The sequence below is a fragment of the Dorea sp. Marseille-P4042 genome (assembly GCF_900290215.1).
Lineage (GTDB): Bacteria > Bacillota > Clostridia > Lachnospirales > Lachnospiraceae > Dorea > Dorea formicigenerans.
Window position 1 is genome coordinate 896,993 of record NZ_OLMI01000003.1, and the last position, 21,151, is coordinate 918,143.

General features: G+C 39.0%; 23 protein-coding genes and 2 pseudogenes. 1 reads left to right on the forward strand and 24 read right to left on the reverse strand.

The window, feature by feature from the left end:
• Positions 1 to 252: 252 nt before the first annotated feature.
• The 24 genes and pseudogenes from C7E02_RS17925 to C7E02_RS18050 form a co-directional block, all read right to left on the reverse strand.
• Positions 253 to 672: a winged helix-turn-helix domain-containing protein gene (locus C7E02_RS17925; protein WP_002591343.1), complete on the reverse strand. Its 420-nt coding sequence runs from the start codon at positions 670 to 672 to the stop codon at positions 253 to 255.
• A gap of 206 nt (positions 673 to 878) precedes the next feature.
• Positions 879 to 3,041, reverse strand: a complete 2,163-nt coding sequence (locus C7E02_RS17930) for a HelD family protein (RefSeq protein WP_002591344.1) — start codon at positions 3,039 to 3,041, stop codon at positions 879 to 881.
• Positions 3,042 to 3,727: 686 nt separating this feature from the next.
• Positions 3,728 to 4,102, reverse strand: a complete 375-nt coding sequence (locus tag C7E02_RS17935; protein WP_002591345.1) for a hypothetical protein — start codon at positions 4,100 to 4,102, stop codon at positions 3,728 to 3,730.
• Positions 4,103 to 4,241: 139 nt separating this feature from the next.
• The gene (locus C7E02_RS17940) at positions 4,242 to 4,382 is read right to left on the reverse strand and encodes a Maff2 family mobile element protein (protein ID WP_105310331.1); all 141 of its coding nucleotides are present in this window, start codon (positions 4,380 to 4,382) and stop codon (positions 4,242 to 4,244) included.
• A 13-nt stretch (positions 4,383 to 4,395) separates the two neighbouring features.
• Positions 4,396 to 6,183, reverse strand: a complete 1,788-nt coding sequence (locus tag C7E02_RS17945) for a VirD4-like conjugal transfer protein, CD1115 family (protein ID WP_105310332.1) — start codon at positions 6,181 to 6,183, stop codon at positions 4,396 to 4,398.
• Entirely contained in the window at positions 6,180 to 6,656 is a 477-nt protein-coding gene (locus C7E02_RS17950; protein ID WP_105310333.1) for a PcfB family protein, read from the reverse strand. The genes C7E02_RS17945 and C7E02_RS17950 overlap by 4 nt, the downstream gene beginning before the upstream one ends.
• A gap of 3 nt (positions 6,657 to 6,659) precedes the next feature.
• Entirely contained in the window at positions 6,660 to 7,565 is a 906-nt protein-coding gene (locus C7E02_RS17955; protein WP_105310334.1) for a DUF6017 domain-containing protein, read from the reverse strand.
• Between the two features lie 162 nt (positions 7,566 to 7,727).
• Entirely contained in the window at positions 7,728 to 8,249 is a 522-nt protein-coding gene (locus C7E02_RS20600; protein WP_105310335.1) for a DUF5720 family protein, read from the reverse strand.
• A gap of 1,161 nt (positions 8,250 to 9,410) precedes the next feature.
• The gene (locus C7E02_RS17980; protein WP_005334926.1) at positions 9,411 to 9,599 is read right to left on the reverse strand and encodes a helix-turn-helix domain-containing protein; all 189 of its coding nucleotides are present in this window, start codon (positions 9,597 to 9,599) and stop codon (positions 9,411 to 9,413) included.
• A 31-nt stretch (positions 9,600 to 9,630) separates the two neighbouring features.
• Entirely contained in the window at positions 9,631 to 9,879 is a 249-nt protein-coding gene (locus tag C7E02_RS17985; RefSeq protein ID WP_438368335.1) for a hypothetical protein, read from the reverse strand.
• Between the two features lie 283 nt (positions 9,880 to 10,162).
• The gene (locus C7E02_RS17990) at positions 10,163 to 10,387 is read right to left on the reverse strand and encodes a sporulation initiation factor Spo0A C-terminal domain-containing protein (RefSeq protein WP_029730625.1); all 225 of its coding nucleotides are present in this window, start codon (positions 10,385 to 10,387) and stop codon (positions 10,163 to 10,165) included.
• 109 nt (positions 10,388 to 10,496) lie between these two features.
• Positions 10,497 to 10,646 (reverse strand): hypothetical protein, encoded by a 150-nt coding sequence (locus C7E02_RS19485; RefSeq protein ID WP_005341956.1) that lies wholly within the window; start codon positions 10,644 to 10,646, stop codon positions 10,497 to 10,499.
• A gap of 76 nt (positions 10,647 to 10,722) precedes the next feature.
• A complete protein-coding gene (locus tag C7E02_RS19490) occupies positions 10,723 to 10,992 on the reverse strand; it encodes a hypothetical protein (RefSeq protein WP_029730626.1) in 270 nt (89 codons plus the stop codon).
• 61 nt (positions 10,993 to 11,053) lie between these two features.
• A complete protein-coding gene (locus C7E02_RS18000; RefSeq protein ID WP_005341961.1) occupies positions 11,054 to 11,716 on the reverse strand; it encodes a helix-turn-helix domain-containing protein in 663 nt (220 codons plus the stop codon).
• A gap of 191 nt (positions 11,717 to 11,907) precedes the next feature.
• On the reverse strand, positions 11,908 to 12,150 hold the full coding sequence (locus tag C7E02_RS18005; protein ID WP_005341963.1) for a hypothetical protein: 243 nt from the start codon (positions 12,148 to 12,150) through the stop codon (positions 11,908 to 11,910).
• A gap of 115 nt (positions 12,151 to 12,265) precedes the next feature.
• A pseudogene (locus C7E02_RS18010) lies at positions 12,266 to 12,649 on the reverse strand (conjugal transfer protein); the annotation flags it as partial.
• A gap of 138 nt (positions 12,650 to 12,787) precedes the next feature.
• The gene (locus C7E02_RS18015; protein ID WP_334293811.1) at positions 12,788 to 13,132 is read right to left on the reverse strand and encodes a metal-dependent transcriptional regulator; all 345 of its coding nucleotides are present in this window, start codon (positions 13,130 to 13,132) and stop codon (positions 12,788 to 12,790) included.
• Positions 13,133 to 13,192: 60 nt separating this feature from the next.
• Positions 13,193 to 13,780 carry an MptD family putative ECF transporter S component gene (locus C7E02_RS18020; protein ID WP_105310337.1) on the reverse strand — a complete coding sequence of 196 codons (588 nt, stop codon included), beginning with the start codon at positions 13,778 to 13,780 and terminating at the stop codon, positions 13,193 to 13,195.
• 26 nt (positions 13,781 to 13,806) lie between these two features.
• The gene (locus C7E02_RS18025; protein ID WP_029730629.1) at positions 13,807 to 15,555 is read right to left on the reverse strand and encodes an ABC transporter ATP-binding protein; all 1,749 of its coding nucleotides are present in this window, start codon (positions 15,553 to 15,555) and stop codon (positions 13,807 to 13,809) included.
• Positions 15,552 to 17,315, reverse strand: a complete 1,764-nt coding sequence (locus tag C7E02_RS18030) for an ABC transporter ATP-binding protein (protein WP_105310338.1) — start codon at positions 17,313 to 17,315, stop codon at positions 15,552 to 15,554. The genes C7E02_RS18025 and C7E02_RS18030 overlap by 4 nt, the downstream gene beginning before the upstream one ends.
• Positions 17,312 to 18,790 carry an ABC transporter ATP-binding protein gene (locus C7E02_RS18035; RefSeq protein ID WP_005341974.1) on the reverse strand — a complete coding sequence of 493 codons (1,479 nt, stop codon included), beginning with the start codon at positions 18,788 to 18,790 and terminating at the stop codon, positions 17,312 to 17,314. The genes C7E02_RS18030 and C7E02_RS18035 overlap by 4 nt, the downstream gene beginning before the upstream one ends.
• A gap of 5 nt (positions 18,791 to 18,795) precedes the next feature.
• Entirely contained in the window at positions 18,796 to 19,521 is a 726-nt protein-coding gene (locus C7E02_RS18040) for an energy-coupling factor transporter transmembrane component T (RefSeq protein ID WP_105310339.1), read from the reverse strand.
• 2 nt (positions 19,522 to 19,523) lie between these two features.
• Positions 19,524 to 20,126, reverse strand: coding sequence for an MptD family putative ECF transporter S component (locus C7E02_RS18045; protein WP_005341978.1), 603 nt, complete (start codon positions 20,124 to 20,126; stop codon positions 19,524 to 19,526).
• Positions 20,127 to 20,200: 74 nt separating this feature from the next.
• Positions 20,201 to 20,812, reverse strand: coding sequence for a TetR/AcrR family transcriptional regulator (locus tag C7E02_RS18050; RefSeq protein WP_105310340.1), 612 nt, complete (start codon positions 20,810 to 20,812; stop codon positions 20,201 to 20,203).
• Between the two features lie 164 nt (positions 20,813 to 20,976).
• On the opposite strand from C7E02_RS18050, the pseudogene C7E02_RS20770 reads away from it, so the two are divergent.
• A pseudogene (locus C7E02_RS20770) lies at positions 20,977 to 21,151 on the forward strand (transposase zinc-binding domain-containing protein); the annotation flags it as partial.

Genomic DNA, 21,151 nt, shown 5'->3' on the forward strand with positions numbered 1-21,151 from the left:
AGGACAAAATGAGCCGATAGGCGAAATTTGGTACTGTGGTAGAATCTTGCTCTAAGAAAACGGCGTAAACTTCCCCTTCTACTCCTTACTACGCAGAGAAATGAAGATATGGCAAAGTTTTGGGAAACTTTTTGAGAAAACTTTTCGACAAAGCTGGAAAATCAGCACGTTTTTTGGCGCAAAAAAACAGGAAACCTTTTCTTGATTTCCTGTCATGGTATGTCGCTGTGGTGGGCGGCGGTTGTTCTGTTGTTATTCCCCGGAAGCAAACTTGTAGCCTATGCCTAAAACGGTCTTTATGTAGGTGGGCTTGCGGCTGTCCGGCTCTATCTTTTTCCGCAGGTTGTAAATCACGTTGGCAACACTTGAATGGCAAGTATCGCTTTCCATGTTCCAAACGGCTTCAAATATCTGTGTCCTTGTGAGGACAATGCCGGGATTGGAAGCAAGGAATACAAGGGCATTATATTCAAGACGTGTTAGATTGACTTCCTCCCCGTCTTGAAATACCCGGCGTTGGCTCTGCCTTATTTCCAATCCCGGAAAAGATAACACGGAAACGGGTGTAAGCTGCATGGGTTCAAGTCGCATATAATTAGATATTGCCGATATGATTTTGTCAATCGCTGTTTCCTCTTGTTCGTTAAGTGTCAGTAGTAGTAATTTTCCCATGTTCATTACCCCTTTTATCCGTTGAATTTAAACTATATTTTTCTGTCGTGTTTTTTGACAGTAAGCAACAAATATATATCATAGAGAGCGTAATGTCAATTTAATGTCATTAAGAGAATAGGTGGTCTGTCTAATTATTATCATTTTGTTCATTTGCGCCTACGCTGCGTTTGGCATTTTGGCAATTCAATATATTGTAAATTTATCTATATCAGCGGGCTAACCTCATTTTCACAAAATAAGCTAAGTTTGTGAAGTGCTCTTGTGCAGGCAACATATAAGAGGTTTTTATCATCTTCATCATGGTAGTTTTGGCTGTCTGCATCACAAATTAAGACAGCATCAAATTCTAATCCCTTTGACATATATACTGGTAAGATAAACACGCCTTGTAAATCTGATACGCTCCCATTTTTGATTAACTGAATATCAAGTTTGTGTTTAATTTTATTAAATAGATAGATTGAATTTTTTTCGGTTTTACAAATTAAGCATATCGACTGAAACCCTTTCTCCTGGCATAGATTTATTTCCTTAACAATTTCATCAATGAAGATTTCGGAATTATCAGCAATATATACTTTTGGGCTATCGCCATTCCGATTAAAACTTTTTATCTGTGAACTTTTTTCAATGAACTTTAAACTAAAATTTAAAATTTCATTCGTACAACGGAAACTTTTATCCAACATAATAAGAGAAGATTTTTTCTTGTTCAATATTTTTTGAATTTGTTCGTAGAAAGAAATATCTTCTTTTTTGGCAAGAGTCTGTTTCATATCTCCTAAAATAGTAAATTTGGCATTAGAAAATAGCAAATTAAATATTTCATATTGGAGAGGGTAGTAGTCCTGTGCTTCATCAATGACTACCTGCTTAATATTTTTATATTTATTTGTTCCGTATATTTTTAAATACAAATAAGCGATTGCTATTGCGTCATCATAATACAATCTGTCTGCTTCCAAATTTTCCCTAGTATATTCCCATATACTTTTTATGCCTTGTGACAGATTGCTATTTTGCAGCAGGCTATAAAAATAGGCTTCATTGCTAAATAATATTTTATATAATTCAACAATGTCAATTTTTATAAATTTCTGTATTTCCTGCTTGATTAGATTTTTTTCTTCTTTATGCCCCCGCCCTTTTCCTGTTCCAAATATTTGTTCTAAAATATAATCTTCTAATTGTTCTAATTTTATGCCTAATGGTGTTTCTGTTCTTCCTAATATTTTATCTTTTAGAATTTGCCTGCTTACAACGCATTTTCCCTCATAATAAACATCTTCAAATTCTATCCACTGGCGGGGTATATCAATGAGAAATTGGTCTAAAATTTCCCTAAAAAAACTTGACGTTTTAAATTCTATACTATTTCTTGAAATTTCCTTGTATTTTGAATTGACAATCAGGTTTTCTAAAAAATCATTTCTTGACTGAATTTTCCTGCCAATTAATAACGCACTAAGTATATCTTCAAACACGGAAGAAATAACATTATCTTCTCCCAATTCGGGCAATACATTTGAAATATATTGCTCGAATATAGAATTTGGGGAAATAATCATAATGTTATTTGCGGACAGCTTTGTTTGTAAACCTTGATACATAAGATAAGCAGCCCGGTGGAGAGCAATAGAGGTTTTTCCACTTCCCGCTACACCCTGTACCATTAGCAGGTCATTTTCCATATCTCTAATAACCACGTCCTGTTCATGCTGAATTGTTTCAACAATCGCTTTCATTTTAGCAGTAGTGTTTTGTGACAGTAATTGCCTTAAAAATTCATCAACAATCTGAACATCTGAATCAAAGAAATATTCCAGTTTTCCGTTTTTTATTTCATATTGGCGTTTCAAATTGAGTTCGCCTGTTACTCGTCCACATGGAGCGTCATAAAACGCTTCGCCGGTCATAAAACGATAGAAAATACTGGCAATCGGCGATCTCCAATCATAAACATACATCTCTTGATAGCTGTTTTTTCGTAGAGAAGAACGTCCAATGTATATTTTTTCAAATTCGTCCTCATCATCAAATTTAAAATCAATTCGGGCAAAATAGGGCGATTTAATCATCTTTTCTAACAGAAGTATTTTATGTTCTTCTTCTTCGTAATCTATAATTTTGTCTGTTACAGGATTGATATATTGGCTTAATTCAACAAGTGCCTCGAAACCGTCCGATGTATACAGTGATGTAATACCGTGTTCTGTATTTTCACGCACATCTTTTTTGGCTTCGATAATTTCTGATTTCTTTTTGTCTGCCGCTTCTTTTGCCTGCTTTAATTGTTCCTCGGCTAAAGAGATTGTTTGTGCTAATCTTTTTTCTTCAAACGCTTTTTCTGTCTGATTATTCCCCATAATGATTATGACCTCCTTGAAAAATGAAAGAAAATTTTACTGAAACATTGCTAGGCTAGTTTAGCATGTGTCAGCTTATATAAACAGTCTTGTATTTATAAAATTTGTATGGTATTATTACAGTGGGAAGAAGTATGTTAGATATTTGATTTCTGCAAGCATATCAATTCTAATACGGACGTGTAATTAAAACAATAAAAAAATTGGGACAAAGCAGTTATACCACTATGTCCCAATTTGCTATTACTCCATATCTTCAGCAGACAGAAACACAAGCCCGACAAATTCTTCCTCAATCAGTTTCTTCAACTTTTCCACTGTGCTCTATGCAGGCTCCCGTATCTCCATTCCAACCTATAATCTCTTTCTGTAAAAGCAAATCTTGTTCTGTGAAAAAATGAGTTGGATTCCGTAGTAGTCGGCATTGTGCGTAATGTGTATAACTGACTGTATCATGGAATTGTGGGTAACTCTGTTTGCAGGACGTGGGAAAGCTGCACTTTAGCTTTTCCATGTGCTGTGAATAGAGTTATCCATGATTCCATAGCCTGTTATGCACATTTCCACAATGTTTGTCTTTTGGTCGTTGGTTCGGAAAAGAAAAGCCCTGTATGTTATTATATACAGAGCCATTCTAATCTTTTTTTATCCACTACATAGAGCGTTTCCTTTCTGCAAAATTCATTTTACAGAGTGATACCCGCCTTTTTTGCAAAGTAGTCTTTTCTCCCGGTAAGCTCTGACTGTTTTTCCTTTGGAAGATTGTTGAATAAATCATCATAAAGAACATCAGCTAACTGCATTTCTCTCGCAAGCAAAAATACATTTAGACTAAGCCATTCCTCCCAAAGCCCCTCAAATAAGCTGTTACTGTCTGTATAGGTGTCAAGCTCCTCAAAGCCATGTGACGCTGTATAGCATTGCAGTTTAACAAAGCCATACCTACCAACATCAACCAACAAAATATCTTCGTCCTCTATTTCGTACAGTTCCTCAAACACATCAATCACTTTGCGACACTTTTCCCGTTCTTCCTCTGTGATATATACTGTTTTTTCCATGCTCAATTACCTCTATCCTTTCAAATTGTGGAATACTGTTTTCAGTTTTCTTCTACTTCTGAACCACATATTTGAAATGCCATATATGCCATTTTATACGGAATAGAGGTTGGCTGTCTGCATTTATCAGTGTGTTACTTTATGGCACATGAGCATTTGCCCCAGGGTTATCATTTCCGTATCCCTCCATGAGGTTGATACCTCCCCAGATACCAAGACCGGCTCCCAGAGCCACAACAAGGGTCTGCAATACGTCTACTGCGCTGTTGAAAAATTCCATAAATTCAATCCTCCTAATTTTTTTCGTTATCGCTGTCAGGTTCTATTTCCAGTTCGTACATTTCAAAAGGTTCCTCCGGCTTTACCACCGCAGGGCGCCGTTTCATGTACCGTTCCACATCAAACTCATTTTTCTTGTCGGCGTCGGCAAGGTATTTGTAATTCTTATGGGCTGTAATATCGAACTTGTCCGATAAAAACGGCCGAGTACCCCGCACCTGCAGGATACACTTGCCTCCGTCCATGACCGCGATCTCGTCCTGGCTCATCAACTCCTTTCCTAATTTCTGATAATTGAGGCCGTGGGAAACCTGCGTCCCCCGGTTCTCTGAGGTGTTGAAACTGTCAATGGTCTCTTTCCCCAGGATTTCCGAGAGCTCTTTGAGCGTGGATTTCTCCTTGCCTCCCAAAAACAAGGTAGTGTCGCAGTTGCCGACAATGGTATCTGCGGCGTCCTTGTAGATGGTCTTTAGCTGTGACTGTGACTGTAAAATAATAGAAGCCGAGATTTCCCGGCTTCGGATGGTGGCGATCAGTTTATCAAAGTTTGGTATCTGTCCAATGTTGGCGAACTCATCCAGGATACACCGTACATGAACCGGCAGCCTGCCGCCGTATTCATCATCTGCCTTGTCGCAGAGCAGATTGAAAAGCTGGCTCTGGAGCATGGCGATCACGAAATTAAAGGTGGTGTCCGTGTCGCTCATAATGAGGAACAGAGCAGTTTTTCGGTCGCCCAGGGTATCAAGTTCCAAATCATCATACTCCATCAAATCCCGCAGTTCCTTAATATCGAATGGGGCAAGCCGGGCTCCGCAGCTAATCAGGATGGACTTTGCCGTTTTGCCTGCAGCCAGCTTGTATTTCTTATACTGTTTGACAGCGAAATGGTCCGGCTCCTTTTCCTCCAGCCGGGAGAACATCAGATCAACAGGACTTTGAAATTCCTCGTCGTCCTCCCTGGCCTCGCTTGCGTTTATCATCTCCAATAGGGTGATGAAGTTCTTTTCTTCCTCCGGGGCCTCATACCAGATGTAGCCGATCAGGGCGCAGTACAGGAGGCGTTCCGCCTTGACCCAGAAATCCTCGGAAGATTTTTCACCGTCGCCTTTGGTGTTGGCTATGATGGTGTTGGTAAGTTTCAAAATATCCTTTTCACTCCGCAGATAGGCGAATGGGTTATAGTGCATGGACTTCTTAAAGTTGATCGTGTTCAGCACCTTGACCTTGTAGCCTGCCCGCACCAGGAGAGAGCCTGTTTCCAGAATGAGGGTTCCTTTCGGGTCCGTAACAACATACGAGGAATGGAGCTGCATGAGGTTGGGCTTTACAAAGAACCTGGTCTTGCCGCTGCCGGAGCCGCCGATTACCAGGATATTTTTATTCCTGGCATACTTTGGGTTCTTTGGGCGGTTCGACATCATCAGCCGCTCCGTCTGGGTCAGTAGTACGTTATTCTCAAATACGGGGTCTATGTAGGGCTTTATATCTTCGGCAGTTCCCCATCTTGCAGAACCGTACTCCATACCTTTGCGGTATTTCTTTGCGTTTTTCCCTTTGGTGTAGATAATCAGCCGGATTACCACCGCACCGATCAGCCCCACAAGCAGGTCTGCCGGATGGAAACTGGGAGCAATGCTCTCCATAGCCTGAGAAAATCCGCTGCCCAGGTTCAGCAGTTTGCCGGAGAGGTCAGCTCCGGGAGAGAGCCGTACCGTCTGGGCTGCCTTATCGAACAGCCACACAAAGAGCAGATAGGGGAGATTTAAGATCAGCAGCTTTTTCACATTTACCTGTTTCATAGCTCCATCCCCCTGTCCTTGTGTTTGGTGCGGTCCAAAACCTTATCCTTTTTCTGTGCCAGCTCTTTCATGCTGGATAAGAGTTTTCGGATGGAGGGCTTTTTCTCCTGGGAGAGCTGCTTTGCGGAAAACTCCTTAAAAGCCGCCGTCATAACATCGGCGTCCCGGCCTTTGAAGAATACCAGGTACCGGGGCGGCTGCGTGCTGCTGTCTTTTTTCAGGGCAAAATCAATGCCGTACTTCTTAGCGGTGGCAGAAAATGCCCGGATGTTGTCGTTGGTGATCTCCAGGTTAGAAACTCCTGTGTTGTGTTTCATCAGCTCCTTTAGGGTCTGTTTCCCTTTGGGGAGCTGGTGGCTTTTGTTTTTCTGCGCCTCCAAAAACTTCCGCATGGCCTTAGCAAGGACGGAGGCGGTCATTCTGGAAGTGGTGATGGCAAGTGCCATTGTTTTCTGGGTTACTTCTTCCTGCATGGGTTACCTCCTTTCCCCTCCGCCGTACAGGTCATGGTTCACCAGGGAAGTGTAGTAGCTGCTGATGGTGGATGGTGCATTATACAGGGCTGCCAGCAGATATTTCTTGATGTTGCGGACATAGGTGGTATTCTCCTGCATACTGGAAAGCACATATTCGATATGGGAACTGTCCAGTTTCATAAAGCGGGATTTTACCACCTCCGCCGGATAATCGTCTCCGGCAATACGGATGGTCTTTCTTGCGGAACAGACCGTGTCCACGATCAGCTCCACCAGTTCGTCAAGCCGCTCTCTGTCGATCTGGTTATTTTGGACCAGATGGCGGTACTCGATATTTTCCAGGATGATCTCCCGATAAATCTCTCTGGAAGACCTCGTATCCGTTCCCATCCCATCCGCCGCCTGCAGCTCATCCTCATACGGATTTGATTGGATAGGATTTGATACCTCCGTATTTGATAAATCAGTATTTAATCCCTGGTTACTTGATTTCTTAGTATTTAATTGTGCGGGGTTTCCCTGTTCAGGTTCTTCCTGCTTTGGAGTTCCCAGGACTGGACTATCCAAAACTGGATTTTCCTGTTTAGGTTTTCCCTGTCCCGGCTGGGGCGGCTTAGGCTGCTCTAAAATGGTGTACTGAATATCCGTAAGCTGCCCTTTGGCGTTTCGGATACGCTCTCGTATCACATAGCCGTGTTCCTCCAGCTCATTGACGGTTGAGCAAATGCTGTCCACACCGTCCTTGCATATCTTCGCAAGCCCTTTGGTGGTGTAGTCCCAGTCCTCCGGGAGGGAGAGCATGAGGGAGAGAAGCCCCTTTGCTTTGAGGGAGAGTTTCGTGTTCCGCAGATGGTGGTTTGCCATCACGGTATAGTCACGGGTTTTCTCTATGCGGAAAACTGCCATAATCGGACACCTCCTTTCCGTTTTCTAAAAAGGTCGTTTTTCTTATGATTTTTCCTCTGTGCCGTTTCCGTTAGGGCAAGGGGATAAATTCCTCTGTCCGTTATGGTCGGGAGGCATACAGAGAGGAAAAGGGATGATTTTCGCCCCAAAAGAGGGTACTTTTCAGAGGTCACGGTCTTTTGTGTCATAGCGGAGGTTTCCCGCAGTCACTTTGGCGTGGTTTCTGATCTTGATAAATCCCCTGTCCTGGTTCTCCCTGGCTTTCTGGTATCCCTGCTCGGTGAGGAACAGCCGCATACGCTCACCTTTGTATCCCATAGGGGACTCATGGGAGAGAACATCGAAGACGATCATGTGGCGGGTGTCAGGGTCAAAACGCTCCAGAGCCATAATGTCATGGCCGGCCAGTTTCTCCGCCCCGGACTTCTGCCTTGCCTCTGCAAGCATTTCCCCGATGGTTCGGGCTTTCCCCGGCAGGCGGTAATTCTTCTGAACATCATTTACCAGAGCCATACACTCCTTGTCAGAGAGCAGACGCAGTTTTGACAAAAGGCTTTCTGCGGTCTGCCGGATTTCCGGGTTTGGGGCATATCGCTTATTCATGGCGATCTCGTTCAGAATGGCTGCCTGGCAGGTGCTTTCTACTTGGTAAACCATTCTCTTTTCATTTTCAGTTAAATTCATGGGATAGGCTCCTTTCTGAAAAATGGGTATAAAAAAACGCCATAGGAAGTTGAGAGCCTATGGCGTTGAGGGACTGTATTCTGTTATATTTCAAGGTTTGACATAAGGCATACTATGCAGTAATATAGACCTATAAGTAGTTGATAATCGTTGGTGGGGAACCAAAGCGATAGACCTTGCCTTGCTAAGAGTTTGCTAATTGGACGGTTTAATCTTAGCAAATTTAAGGTGTTATGGAGTATCACGATATAACAAGCTAATCGTTGAAAAACCTTGATTTTACAAGGGTTATACGGTATCAGAAGTTATGTTAGGCTACCGTGTATGAGGTGGTAAGCCATACTCCTAAGCGAAACGTCGCAGGTTCGATTCCTGTCTGGGACGCCAGCAAACAACGCTGAAAGCCTCGATTTATCGAGGTTTTCAGCTTCTTTTGTTTTTGGCTTATAACCTGTCGGATAAGAACATATTCAATTTATATTTTGCAATTTCTTTTGATTTTCAGAATTTGTAATTCGATATTTTTATGACTGTTTGAGTAGAAGAGTTTGCTAACACTTTTTTTATTTTGAAAAAATATCAGCAGATTTTTGAAGATTTGCTAACACTTTTGAAAAATTACTTTGAAGCTGATTGTTTCAAAAGCATTGCTTATCACGAGTAATAATAACTCCTTTCCGTGTGATAACAGCAAAATACATACGTTTAACAAGGTCATTATAGCATATCAATAACTCTTGCGGATATGTTTTTTGCCGTTGCTAACACTTTTGCTAATACTTTTTATATGCAGACAAATGACTTTGGCAAGCTCCACTGGTATCTCAACCATTCCCATTCCTGTGGGCTGAACCGTGTCATACGGGTGTATCATTATCCTGTGTTGCAGGTCATGGCAGAACAACTTTTCCAACGGTCGCTCCCAGATCATTGCATGAATCGCTATCTCCCGATTGGAAAAGTCACGGCGTACAATCTCTGATGGCTCACTGCAAACACAAACGTATCTGTCTGCATTATTCAGTTGTCAAAGAACTATTAGGCTCTTGTCAGCCTGTATCAATCTGTTTTGTTAAATAGACTGATACAAAATGGCAAGCTAAGAAGTAAGCGGAACAGGAAAGAGGGAAGTGCTTATATGAAGCGTTCCGCAGATATTACCTATTCGATTTTTATGTCAAATTCCAATATCATTTTCATAATGGCTTCTCTGATACGACCTTTTAACTCCATATCCACAGCGATATATACATTTCCGTATTCATCATATAATGGGCGAATACAGCTTTTTGATATATACGGGTCATAGAAATCTAAGATTTTATCAATGGAAATTTTGTCGCCGTCCATAGCCGATGAAATCACATAAAATGATGGCTTCTTATACGAACGTTTTTGTTTCAAATACTAATGTTCCTCCTCTAATGACTTTTGCCAGCTCATCGTCATATACATAAATGTCATGTCCACATATATTGAAAGTCGTGTAATCCGTTTTATATGTATCCCATATAGCAACTTTATCTATGATAATGTCGGGAAGCTCACAAAAGGGGATAGCTTCTGCTTGATTCTTTTTCAACTCTTTGTAGTAATCTTTTACAACTCCGAAAACAGTTTTTTTAAACAACTATCAAAACGACACATTACAGTTTTCTGGAAGTCAGATGGTTTCACGTTCTCACCTCCCCCCTGTGCTGTTTTGTATCTATCCCTCTTTCCACTCCATATAAGAAAAAAACAGGGCAGTTGCTAAGTGATTTGAAAAAATAATCGCTATTTTAGATAAAATTTATATTTGCCCTCACTATATAGCCGACGAGAAAGGCAAAAATTGTTCAATTCGATAAAAAACGACAAAAAAGACCTGCACATTTAATGTACAGGTTAAAGAAGTGATGATTTTTCATAAATCAGTATTTAATTTTTGTTGCTATCGTATAAACGTATTCTTCTGGTGTAGGTCGTTTCTTTCCGAAATAACTTGAAAATTCAGCTTGCACATCTGGGTCATCGCTGTAATACATTTCATCAATGGTTGACTGAATACGTTCTTTTACTTCTGATACGGAAACACCCTGTTGATGTGCAATCGCTTTAAACACTTGTTTTGTATCACGTTTTTTGATACCCAACATATAACCACAACCTTTCTGAATAAATTTATTTCCATTCGATAATACCACAAAATATAAAAAATAATGAATACTTTCGTATATAACTCATTAGTTTTTTACAAACCGGAAGTTATTTGTCCTTATCTTTCAGAAAACAGCCAGCCACAGCTATTCCAAATCCAAGAACACCAAGAACATATCCAAAGAAATTGTTTGTTGTCAAAGCAACTCCTAAAAGTATTGTTGCAATACCCAATAACTCGATCTTAATTCCTTTCATGCAAATCCCTCCATTATAATTACTGATTTATTAAACTGTTCTACATACTGGAATTTTATCATGCCCTGTTATTTTTCTAAGTTTTGGTGCAATGAAGCATAAAATACACACACATAGAAAATAAATTCCCGAGCACTCGATTTTTAAGCATTCTTTGTAGTTCTTCCAGAATCTTCAATTTTCTTAATTCTACGAACCGAAGCGCATATTCATCATAACTTGTAATTCCCCGGATAGCCGTCATACCATCATTAAAAGATGTCACTTCAAATTCTCCTGATAAATAATCGTTTATCATTTCTCTGATTTCTTCATCATCTTCAATCAATATTATCTTGTTTTCCATTATAATTGTCCCTTGGTCTTTTCGTTCTTCTGCTTATATGATATTCAGTTGCTCCAATTTGTCACAAATCAATAAGTTCTTCAATTTTGGTTATATCAGCAAGATTCAGAGTCCCACCAAATTTCAAATGCAATGTATCATCCCCAAATGAGCAGATCACGACATTACGGTAAGCATCGTCTCGAAAATCAAAAAAACCTTTTATCAATCCATCTCTTTTTGCCAGTTCTATCTTCACGGGTTTGTCGCAAAAATACTCTCGACTGACTTTTTTAATACAGAGTATCGTAGGTTTCTTTCCTTTGACTGGTGAAACAGACATAATATGTTTTTTCCCAATCACTCCATATACGCCGCATGATTTATCTGATGATTGATAATAGTATAAGAAATTCTGATCTTCTGCAATGATATAGACACCAGACACGCCGTCATTCCAGCCGCTAAGTTCTATATCATGAAGTTGACTCCCAAAGTCATGTACTTCATAATTTGTCGTTTCGGCTCTTTTACTATGTTCGGTGGTTGCAGAATTTCCGACCAGTTCATCTACACTAATGTTAAAAACAAATGACAGTTGTATCAGGTTATCAACATCAGGAATACCGCCGTCTGCTTCCCATTTTGCAATCGCAGAACGGGACACATTCATTTTTTCTGCAAGCATTTCTTGTGTAAACCCTTTTGCACTTCGTAGTTGTTTTATTCTTTCTCCCATTGTCATACAATTCACTCTCCATTCTTTTTTCTGAATATAGTATATTACCGCACACATTGCTCGACCATATACGCATTGTGACGATGCTGTTACTTACCGTAACAGTTGCTGTTCAAACACAAAAGCATATCTTCAAGTACCACTTCATCACCTTTGCAATGAATTCTCCTCAATTTCTTAGGCAATAAAACAGGAATTTACATAAATCTGCTTATCAAATTATACGCTGTAACTGCATAGACAAAAATTGCTACACCTACAAATATCATAGCATCTTTCTTTGCCCCTTTATCATAACAATCCTTTGCATTTGTCAAAAGTGATAATCCCATAAAAACAAACATGATTGGCATTGTAACATCATAGGAGATTATATTCATCAGTCCTAAAGAAGCAGAAATAATCGTTAAAACGGTAAATATTGCTTTCCAAATACGCATACATAGTCCTCCTTTACAACTCCCGATTTTTATATTTTAATTCATACTATATCACAACAAAATGCAGAATAGTATAGATAAAACAATAAATTACCATACTATTCTGCTGTAATATTTATTCTACAATCTTCCAGTTATCGTCCTTATGAAGTACAAGCTCATATTGTGAGATTTGTGTCATTTTCGACTTGTTATCCAGATACTTTACGGACACGCTGACCTTGAGGTTGTCGCCGTCTTTGGTAAAGACAGGGTTTAGCAGTTCCGAAAATACATAATCGCCGGATACAGGAGCAAGCACGCCATCTTTGACATAATAGGCAAGTTCCTTTTCCGTAGCTGTCGGGTACAGCTTAAAGAATGTTTCCAAGAAAGCGGTAGCGTCCTTAACTGTGTCGGAACTGACACTGACATCGGCTTCCTGTACTTTCGGTTCATACTTTGATTTCTGCACTGCCGGAGCAAGGGTAGGATTCTGTGTGATGACCATTGCACCGTCCGTTTTACCTTCAAGAACAAACTGCATCAATTCCTTTTTCTGATCTACGGTAAGAAAGACGAACAGCTTTTCACCAATTTGTCTGCCATTCTCCGCTAAATCAAGTACAGCTAATTTCCCATGCTATCACCACCTTCGCTATTTGTTCGTTAAAGAGTTTTTTAATTTTTGAAAAGCCTCTGCACTTATGGCGTGTTCAATATTACAAGCGTCATGCTCTGCAGTTTTACGATCTACGCCAGCGTCTACAAGTCTTGCGGTAAAGAACAGGTACCGTTCACATATTTGTTCGGCATATTGTCGGCCTTGCTGCGTCAAATAAAGGGTACCGTCCTTTTTGATAATATGGCCGGATTTTGTGAGTTCCTTTACTGCTCTGCTTACAGAGGGCTTGCTAACCCCTAAATAGTCCGCAACATCTACACAGCGAACATAACCATGTTGTTGATGGAGGACTAAGATTGCTTTCAAATAATCCTCCATTGATGAAGTTAAGGACAAATAGCATACCCCTTTTAAAGAATGATATTGTCACATGATATACTACTTTACTCCAACAATAGAAAGTTCCTTTTTTAATATAGCTTCACCAATTAACCCACCTATTATAGCTAAGATGATTGTAGCAACAATCATAACAGCCAACATAAAAGGCGTTGCCATAGCGTCCATAGACGCAGCATATTCAGCCGACATTTCTTCCGCAGCCTTTTGAATGGTATAATCACGGAAAGCCCAAATATAGATAGGTGAGCCAGACATACCAAATGCAAATAGAATATAGCTGCATAGATTGCCCTTTAAACTTTTATATCCACTTAACTTTCTGATAATTTCAGCTAATATTGCACTTGCAATCAAAGTAACAATAACCAAATTTGATAATTCTCCTGCAATGAAGTAAATAAGCCCAACGATTAGGTTCATTATAATGGAAACACCAAAAATTTGTTCCCTTGCAGTAATATACATATAAGGAACTCCGGCCAGTAGTCCGATCAATGCAGTCATAAAAATCCATGTAAGTGGGGTAAAAGAACCGGACATCATTACAAGCATAGTAATTACAAAGTAAATCAATGAAAATCCAACTGTGATTCCAAGTCCTTTTCCTGTCCATTTTGTTTCCATAAAACGACAACTCCTTTCTTTACGAATTATCCAATAGACCACCCTTCGGCTTTTTCTCTGATATTGATAAATCGCCTATAAATGCCTTCCTGTGCAGATAATTGTTTATGCGTGCCGCGTTGAGTAATCTTACCTTCATCTACAACTAATATTTGATCGGCATTTTCGATAGTGGCAAGACGGTGAGCAATGACAATAATTGTTTTCCCATGAGTGAGATTACTGATCGCTTGCTGAATAAGATGTTCATTTTCAGGATCAACACTGGCCGTGGCTTCGTCTAAAATAACAATAGGCGCATTTTTTAAGATCGCACGGGCGATAGATATTCTTTGCTTTTCACCGCCAGAAAGAGTAGAGCCCCCTTCTCCAATCAAAGTATCATATCCATCAGGAAGTGCCATAATGAAATCGTGACATCTCGCAGCTTTTGCCGCTGCAATCATTTCTTCTTCTGTTGCATTGGGTGCGCCAAAAAGAATATTATTGCGTATGGTATCGTGGAAAAGATAAACATTCTGAAATACCATGCTTATATTTTTTAAAAGTGAATCACAGGTAAAATCTTTTACATTTTGCCCACCGACGGTTATATAACCTTTTTTAACATCATAAAATCTTGCTAAAAGGTTACAAATAGTGGTTTTACCGCTGCCAGACGGTCCAACGATTGCAGTCGTTGTATTTTCCGGAATAGTAAATGAAACATGACTTAATACTTCACGGCTGTCATAACCGAAAGAAACGTCCTTAAATTCAATGTCAAAGTGATTGATTAAAATATTTTTTCCATCTTTGTCGATAAATTCAGCATTATCAATACTTTGCAGCTTTTCGGCAACAGTGTCCAACATTTCTAAAATATGCAGAGAATTATTTGCTGCTTCGATTGTGTTAAACATAACGTAGCTGTAAACAATCAACATAAGCGCCATAGGAAGCTCCATCGTTCCGTGCAGTGCCATTAACGCGGTTAAAATGGTAATTGCACTTGTTCCCATATAAAGACCAAAGCGATGAAGCGCGTCACAAGGAGCAAAATTTTTCTCCATACGGATATTGATGTCTTTTGATTTTTTGTAAGCCTTATAAAGCCCTTCCGAAGCGACGCCTTCCTGTTTGAAAGACTTTACCACTGCCATACCTCTGACATATTGGACAATTTCATCGGCCATTTCGTTAATACTCTCCTGACGAATAGGAGAATTTTTACGGCTTTGATGTTCAATAAGCTGTAAGCCGATAGAAGATATAATTACAGCGATTAAAGCTGAAATCCCAAGTGCGGGCGAAAAGAACAGCAGAAAAACAATCGTTATCAGCAAGAATATGTAACTATCTACAATATTGTTAATAACATTCATAGCTTGCATTTCAAAAAAAGCTAAATCTGTTGTAATCGCAGTTGTCAGTTCCCCCATATTTTTACGCTGTAAAAAGCCAAGAGAAACACGTTTTAGAATATCTCCAATTTTTAGGCGTTCGGTACTTGTAACTTCGTGGGCGATACTATCTTGCTTCGTTGCTCTTATATAAGCAAGTAACCAACGGAGAAGAATTGTGCCAACGATAATTCCTATAAGCATAAAAACAAAATTTTGATTTAAAACAGTGCTGCCATTTATATCATCTAAAATTGTTTTTATTACCCAAACCCCACATACGATAGGAACAATTCCAAGAATGTTATTTATCATGGATAATACGATTCCAAGATATAAACGCTTTTTATATTGTGCCATCATACGAAAAAGTCGTTTTAAAATGCGAATCATGCCAACACCTCCTCGTTTACATTTACGGACCATTTTTTAGCGCCGATATGGGCCTGCCACATATCCTTATAAAGATTACTGTTTTTCAATAATTCTTCATGTGTTCCGCTTTGTATGATTTCCCCGTTTTTCACAAGTACAATTTTGTCTGCGTTTTTTATTGTGGAAAGTCTATGTGCGATTACCAGCAAAGTTTTTCCTTTTGTTAATTCAGCAATAGCCTCCTGAATTTTAGCTTCGTTCTCTGGGTCTGTAAAAGATGTCGCTTCATCAAGAATAATGATAGGAGCATTTTTCAAAATTGCTCTTGCAATCGCAATTCTTTGGCGTTCACCACCAGACAGTTTATCGCCAGCTTCACCAGCGGTAGATTGATACCCATGTTCCAGCTTATTGATAAACTCGTCACACTGAGCTTTTCGTGCTGTCTCTAATACCTCTGTATCAGTAGCTTTTGGATTTCCTAAACGTATATTTTCCATAATCGAACTATTGAATAAAAAGTTATCCTGGGTAACAAAGCTCACTTCATCTGCAAGCTGCGTTAATGGAATATCTTTTATATTTACGCCACCGATTGAAATGTTTCCTTCTGTTGTGTCCCAAAAACGCGCCACTAAACGAGCGAGTGTAGATTTTCCTCCCCCTGAAGGTCCGACGAGAGCATAAAAGGAATTTTCAGGAATTTTAATACTAACATCATGGATTACATTTTCTTTCCCTGTATAAGAGAATGACACATGTTCCATGCATATATCGTGTTGGGATATAGTTTTCTCTTTGGACGCTAAAGGCAATTCACCAATATCGAAGGTTTTATTAACCGTATTGATTGAATACTGAATAGATTTTAGCTGATTAAAAAACAAAATAAATCTTCCTAAACTGCTGACAAGCCCCATAGAAAGAAGCATAGCCATTGTAATCTTAGGCAGTGTAGTTGTTCCAGAAAGATACATTAAAGTTCCGATAGGTAACACTCCCAAGAGTGTGGTAGGAAGAATCACTGCTCCCAACGTTGTAAATTTCCATGTAGATTTATACCAGTTAAGCGTTGTTTCTTTAAAGGATTCAACGGCTTTACGATACTTTTCATATGATGAAGTAGATTGATTAAAAGCCTTGACAACTTCAATTCCTTCTACATATTCGATGACCACATTGTTCATGTGTTCGTTGGATTCCATGTATTTTTGATAGGTCTTATTGTAACCGCCCAACATCATTCCATAAGGAATCATTGCGAGAGGAATGGTAATCAGCGAAGCAAGAGCAAGACGAAAATCTATCATACACAAATAGACAAATACTGCTAAAGGCAACACAAGAGCAGCAGAGCCTTCCGGTATAACATGGGCTAACGGGATTTCAATATTCTCGATTTGATCTACAACAATGTTTTTAACTTTTCCAGCATTGATATTTTGTGTTACTCCCAAAGGAGCTTTTAATAGCTTTTCAGCAACACGTTTTCTCATAAGTTCCAAAATGGTATATGCTGAAATATGAGATAAAGTCGTTGAAATCGCATGAAACAATGCTTTTACTATAAATCCGGTAATACAAATACTTCCCCAGAAGAAAATATCTTCTACGGTAACGGAATTATCAAAAAACATAATGATAATACGATAAGCTGCCACAAAGGGAATAATGCCGCCTGCCACAGAGATTAAGGCACAAATGACGGACAAGGTTAATTTTCCTTTACACGGTTTGGCATAAGAAAAGATACTTCCAAGCATACCTTTGTCTTTCATCTCTTTTCCTCCTTCTGAAACAAAATTTGATATATTTTGGGTGCGGTCTTTTGGCTTACCGCAAAATAATCTTCTACTTTCCCTGCATTCAGGTAGCATATGTGCGTACAGGTTGACATCAAAAATTCATAGTCGTGAGAAGTTACTAAAAGAGTTTTTCCCTCCTGTGATAGTTCGTGAAGCAGAGAAGATACATTCTTCATGCTTATGTAATCAAGACCGCTGGTAGGTTCGTCAAAACAAATAACACCTGTATTTTTCATACAAGCAACGGCAATACACAATCGTTGCTTTTGACCTCCCGAAAGAGAAGCGGGGTGTTGTTGTAAATAATCAGAAAGTCCCATTCGCTTCAATAGGGATATTCCTTTTTTACGAAGAAGCTCATTTTCGGTGTTTCCAAGATATAATTCTTTTTCAACGCTTTCCGTGAATAACTGATAATCACTGTTTTGCATAACAAGAAAAGTATCGCGGTTTCTTATTTTAGGATTAACTGGTTTTCCATTGATAAGAAAATTACCCAACATTTCTTTTTTTAAGCCACAAATAATTTCCAGCAAGGTACTTTTTCCAACTCCGTTATTTCCAATAATACCTATAACAGCACCTTTATCGGCTGAAAAAGTTATATTTCTTAGTGGCTTGTCACTTTTACTGTAATAATACGAAATATTTTTCAGTTCAATTTGGTTTTCTCCCGTGTGATAGTCAACACTTCGTGGAGAAACAGATAGCAAATTGATACTGCGTAATCCCATTGCATTTGCTTCTTTGTTAGAAAGATTGCGAAAATCCTCTCCACGAATTTCTTTTTTTATCTTCCCATTTTCGATCAGTATCGCTCGATCAGCAATATCTTTAAGATAATGCACACGATGTTCTGAAATCACAATCGTATATCCTTGCTTTTTTAAAGAATCTAATATTTTCATAAGATGTTGAGTTGCTGCTGAATCTAAATTCGCAGACGGTTCATCTAAAACAAGGATTTTAGGAGATAACGCATAAACCGAAGCAATAGCGATAGATTGCTTTTCACCGCTGGAAAGTTCAAAAATGCTTCTTTCTAATAACCTTGTAATTTGTAAATCATTTGCTGCCCTTTCTATGCGGTAGCACAATTCTTCTCTTGGTAAGCCAACATTTTCACAAGAAAAAGCAATTTCTGCTGTTGTATCTGTAGCAAAAAATTGAGATCGTGGGTCTTGAAATACAGAACCAACAATCCCGGCTAAATCTTGAATTCGTAATTCGTCAGTATTTTGTCCATCAATAGTAATATTCCCTTCCATTTCTCCCTCAAAAAATTCTGGAACAAGGCGGTTGATTAAGCGGGTAATTGTAGTCTTGCCACAGCCAGAAGTTCCCAAGAGTACCACAAATTCACCTTTTTGAATAGAAAGGCTTATATCATGGAGAGCAGGTTCTTTTGCGTTTGCATATTTAAATGAAACATGACTAATTTCTATCATTTTATTTACCTCCCACATACCATTTTACTGATAACAATACCACTAACTATTGCTAATATAACGCCAGCAGCAATTAAATAGTCTGTGAGGCGTAAACGAACTTCTCTATAAGAAGTCCTTTCTGATTCTAAGTCTAATCCCCTTGTCATAGCAGAAGCAGCCAATTCGTCAGATATGGTCATGCTACGAATGACCAAAGGTACAATCGCATACTCACAGGTTTTTATTGGGTGAAGTACCACGTTTTTTACATTCAATCCGATTCCACGCAGTTTCATAGTATTTTTAATAGAACGAAACTCATCTTGTACTGTTGGAATATATCGGAATGCCACAGCTAACGCAATCGTTCCACCTTTTGGAACGTGCATGCTCTGCATTGCAGTTACAAAATCACTAACCCGCAAATGACTTCCCATCCATGCTCCCATTACAAAAAATACAACGATCCGTTCAAGCATAAAAAGTATCATTCCAATTCCAGCCGCAACACCGCTTTCAGGTGCAAAAGAAAGAAGCAGATTTAAAAGCAAGAATACCGTAAAAAGTATTCCTGCTTTTTTTGCCCCTTGCCAAAGGCCGCGAGCAAGGTAAAGGGTAATCACAAGGAAATATATCCAAATTAAAGCTAATATGTTAGGAGCGCTAAATGTTACAGAAGCAAAAACTACCACTAACAGTAATTTCATGCGGGGATCTAATTCAGGTAAATGATGTATTTTAGTATTCATTTTTATACAATTCCTGCCTTTTCAAAATGCTTTTTTAAAAGTAATTTCCCAAGGAATGCTCCAACTATACACCCTACGACTGTAGCAGCTAACCCCACAAAAAACATAGGGCCAATGAGCATATCAAATACGGTAGAGTAGAGGTCTGCATAAGCTGATACTGCAGCTAAATACATATCTTTCATAAAAATGAGTGGTAATGTCATACCTAAATAAAGAAAAATCACCTGAACAGTAAAGCATAAAAGCATAGTAGAAAATTTACGACGATCCAGTTTATCCCACAATAGTTCCGCAATTACAGCACCAATAGCAATTACTATTGCAACACCCCAAAAACTCATAAGCTGCATAGCTGCCCAAATAAGCCCGAACAATAATACAACCCCTTTTTTATTTACTTTTGTAAATAAAAGAATGAATATTGTTCCCCACACAACAGCACAAGCAGCAAAAACAAATAAGCTACCTGCCACTGTCATACCTATGGGCGCTCCGACGCCGGCATAAACAAGAAACATAAGCACATACATAATGGCTGCTGTTATGTAATCGCGCACATTCATTTTCTCATTATTTTTTGTTCTTCTTTTCTTTACTTCCATTTTTTATCCTCCCTAAATTAGTTAGAGCTAACCTTTTGCGTCATATAAAGACTTGATCTGTATTAAAACCAAGACTAAAAGCCAAAAACTGCTTGCCAATTAAAAAGTTTTGCGATTGTATTACAATACTGTAACGCTTTCTCTTTTGGTAATTCATGTTTAATGGGTTCAAAAATAACGGACCAGTAAGCTGTTAAGATCATATGTATTTCATCTTCTTCAAGGTGAATAGATGAAATCTTTTTTTGATATGCGGTTTCTGCAAACACCATTGTCCGTTTAGCATGGTCTGCTACAAAATCATTTAGAAAGTCAGAATAAACAGAACCTTCCGCATAGCATAACAGCAATCGAAATCCATCATAATGCTCGTATAGAAATCCCATAATACCTTTTAATGTTTTTTCGGAACTATCCCATACAGAACACATTTGATTTTTATCTAATTGTTCATAATCATATTGCTCTGTTTGCGACACTAAAGTTTCAACCGCTTGTAAAGTAGGGGATATTAGTGCTTCAAATAAAGCCTCTTTTCCTGAAAAGCGCTTATATAACGCTCCCGTTGTCACACCTGCTTTACTACAGATTGAACGTAAAGAAGCGTCTGCAAATCCCTTTTCCAGAAATTCCGCTTTGGCGCAGTCCAGTATTTTCGGATCAATGCTACGATCTGGCAAAGACATAATGTTCCTCCTTTCTATCCGTCTGATAACATTGTTATTAATAACGATGTTATCAGTATAGCAGTCATAATCTTCTTTGTCAATAGAAACTATATAATAGTTGATTCAAACGAATTAACACAAACCGGTAAAAAATAGGCTTCGCCTATTCAGCTCCCCTTCCCCTCAAATTTGTCCCTTTCCGTTGTCACAGCCGCTTTTGTCCCACTTGCGGTAACAAATATGCCATGGAACGCACTGCCAATATGTCTTTTAAACTGGTCAATGTTGCTCATCGCCACTGTGTTTTTACCATTGATGAAAATCTCCGTGATTTTTTCCTCCATGACCGCTCCCTTC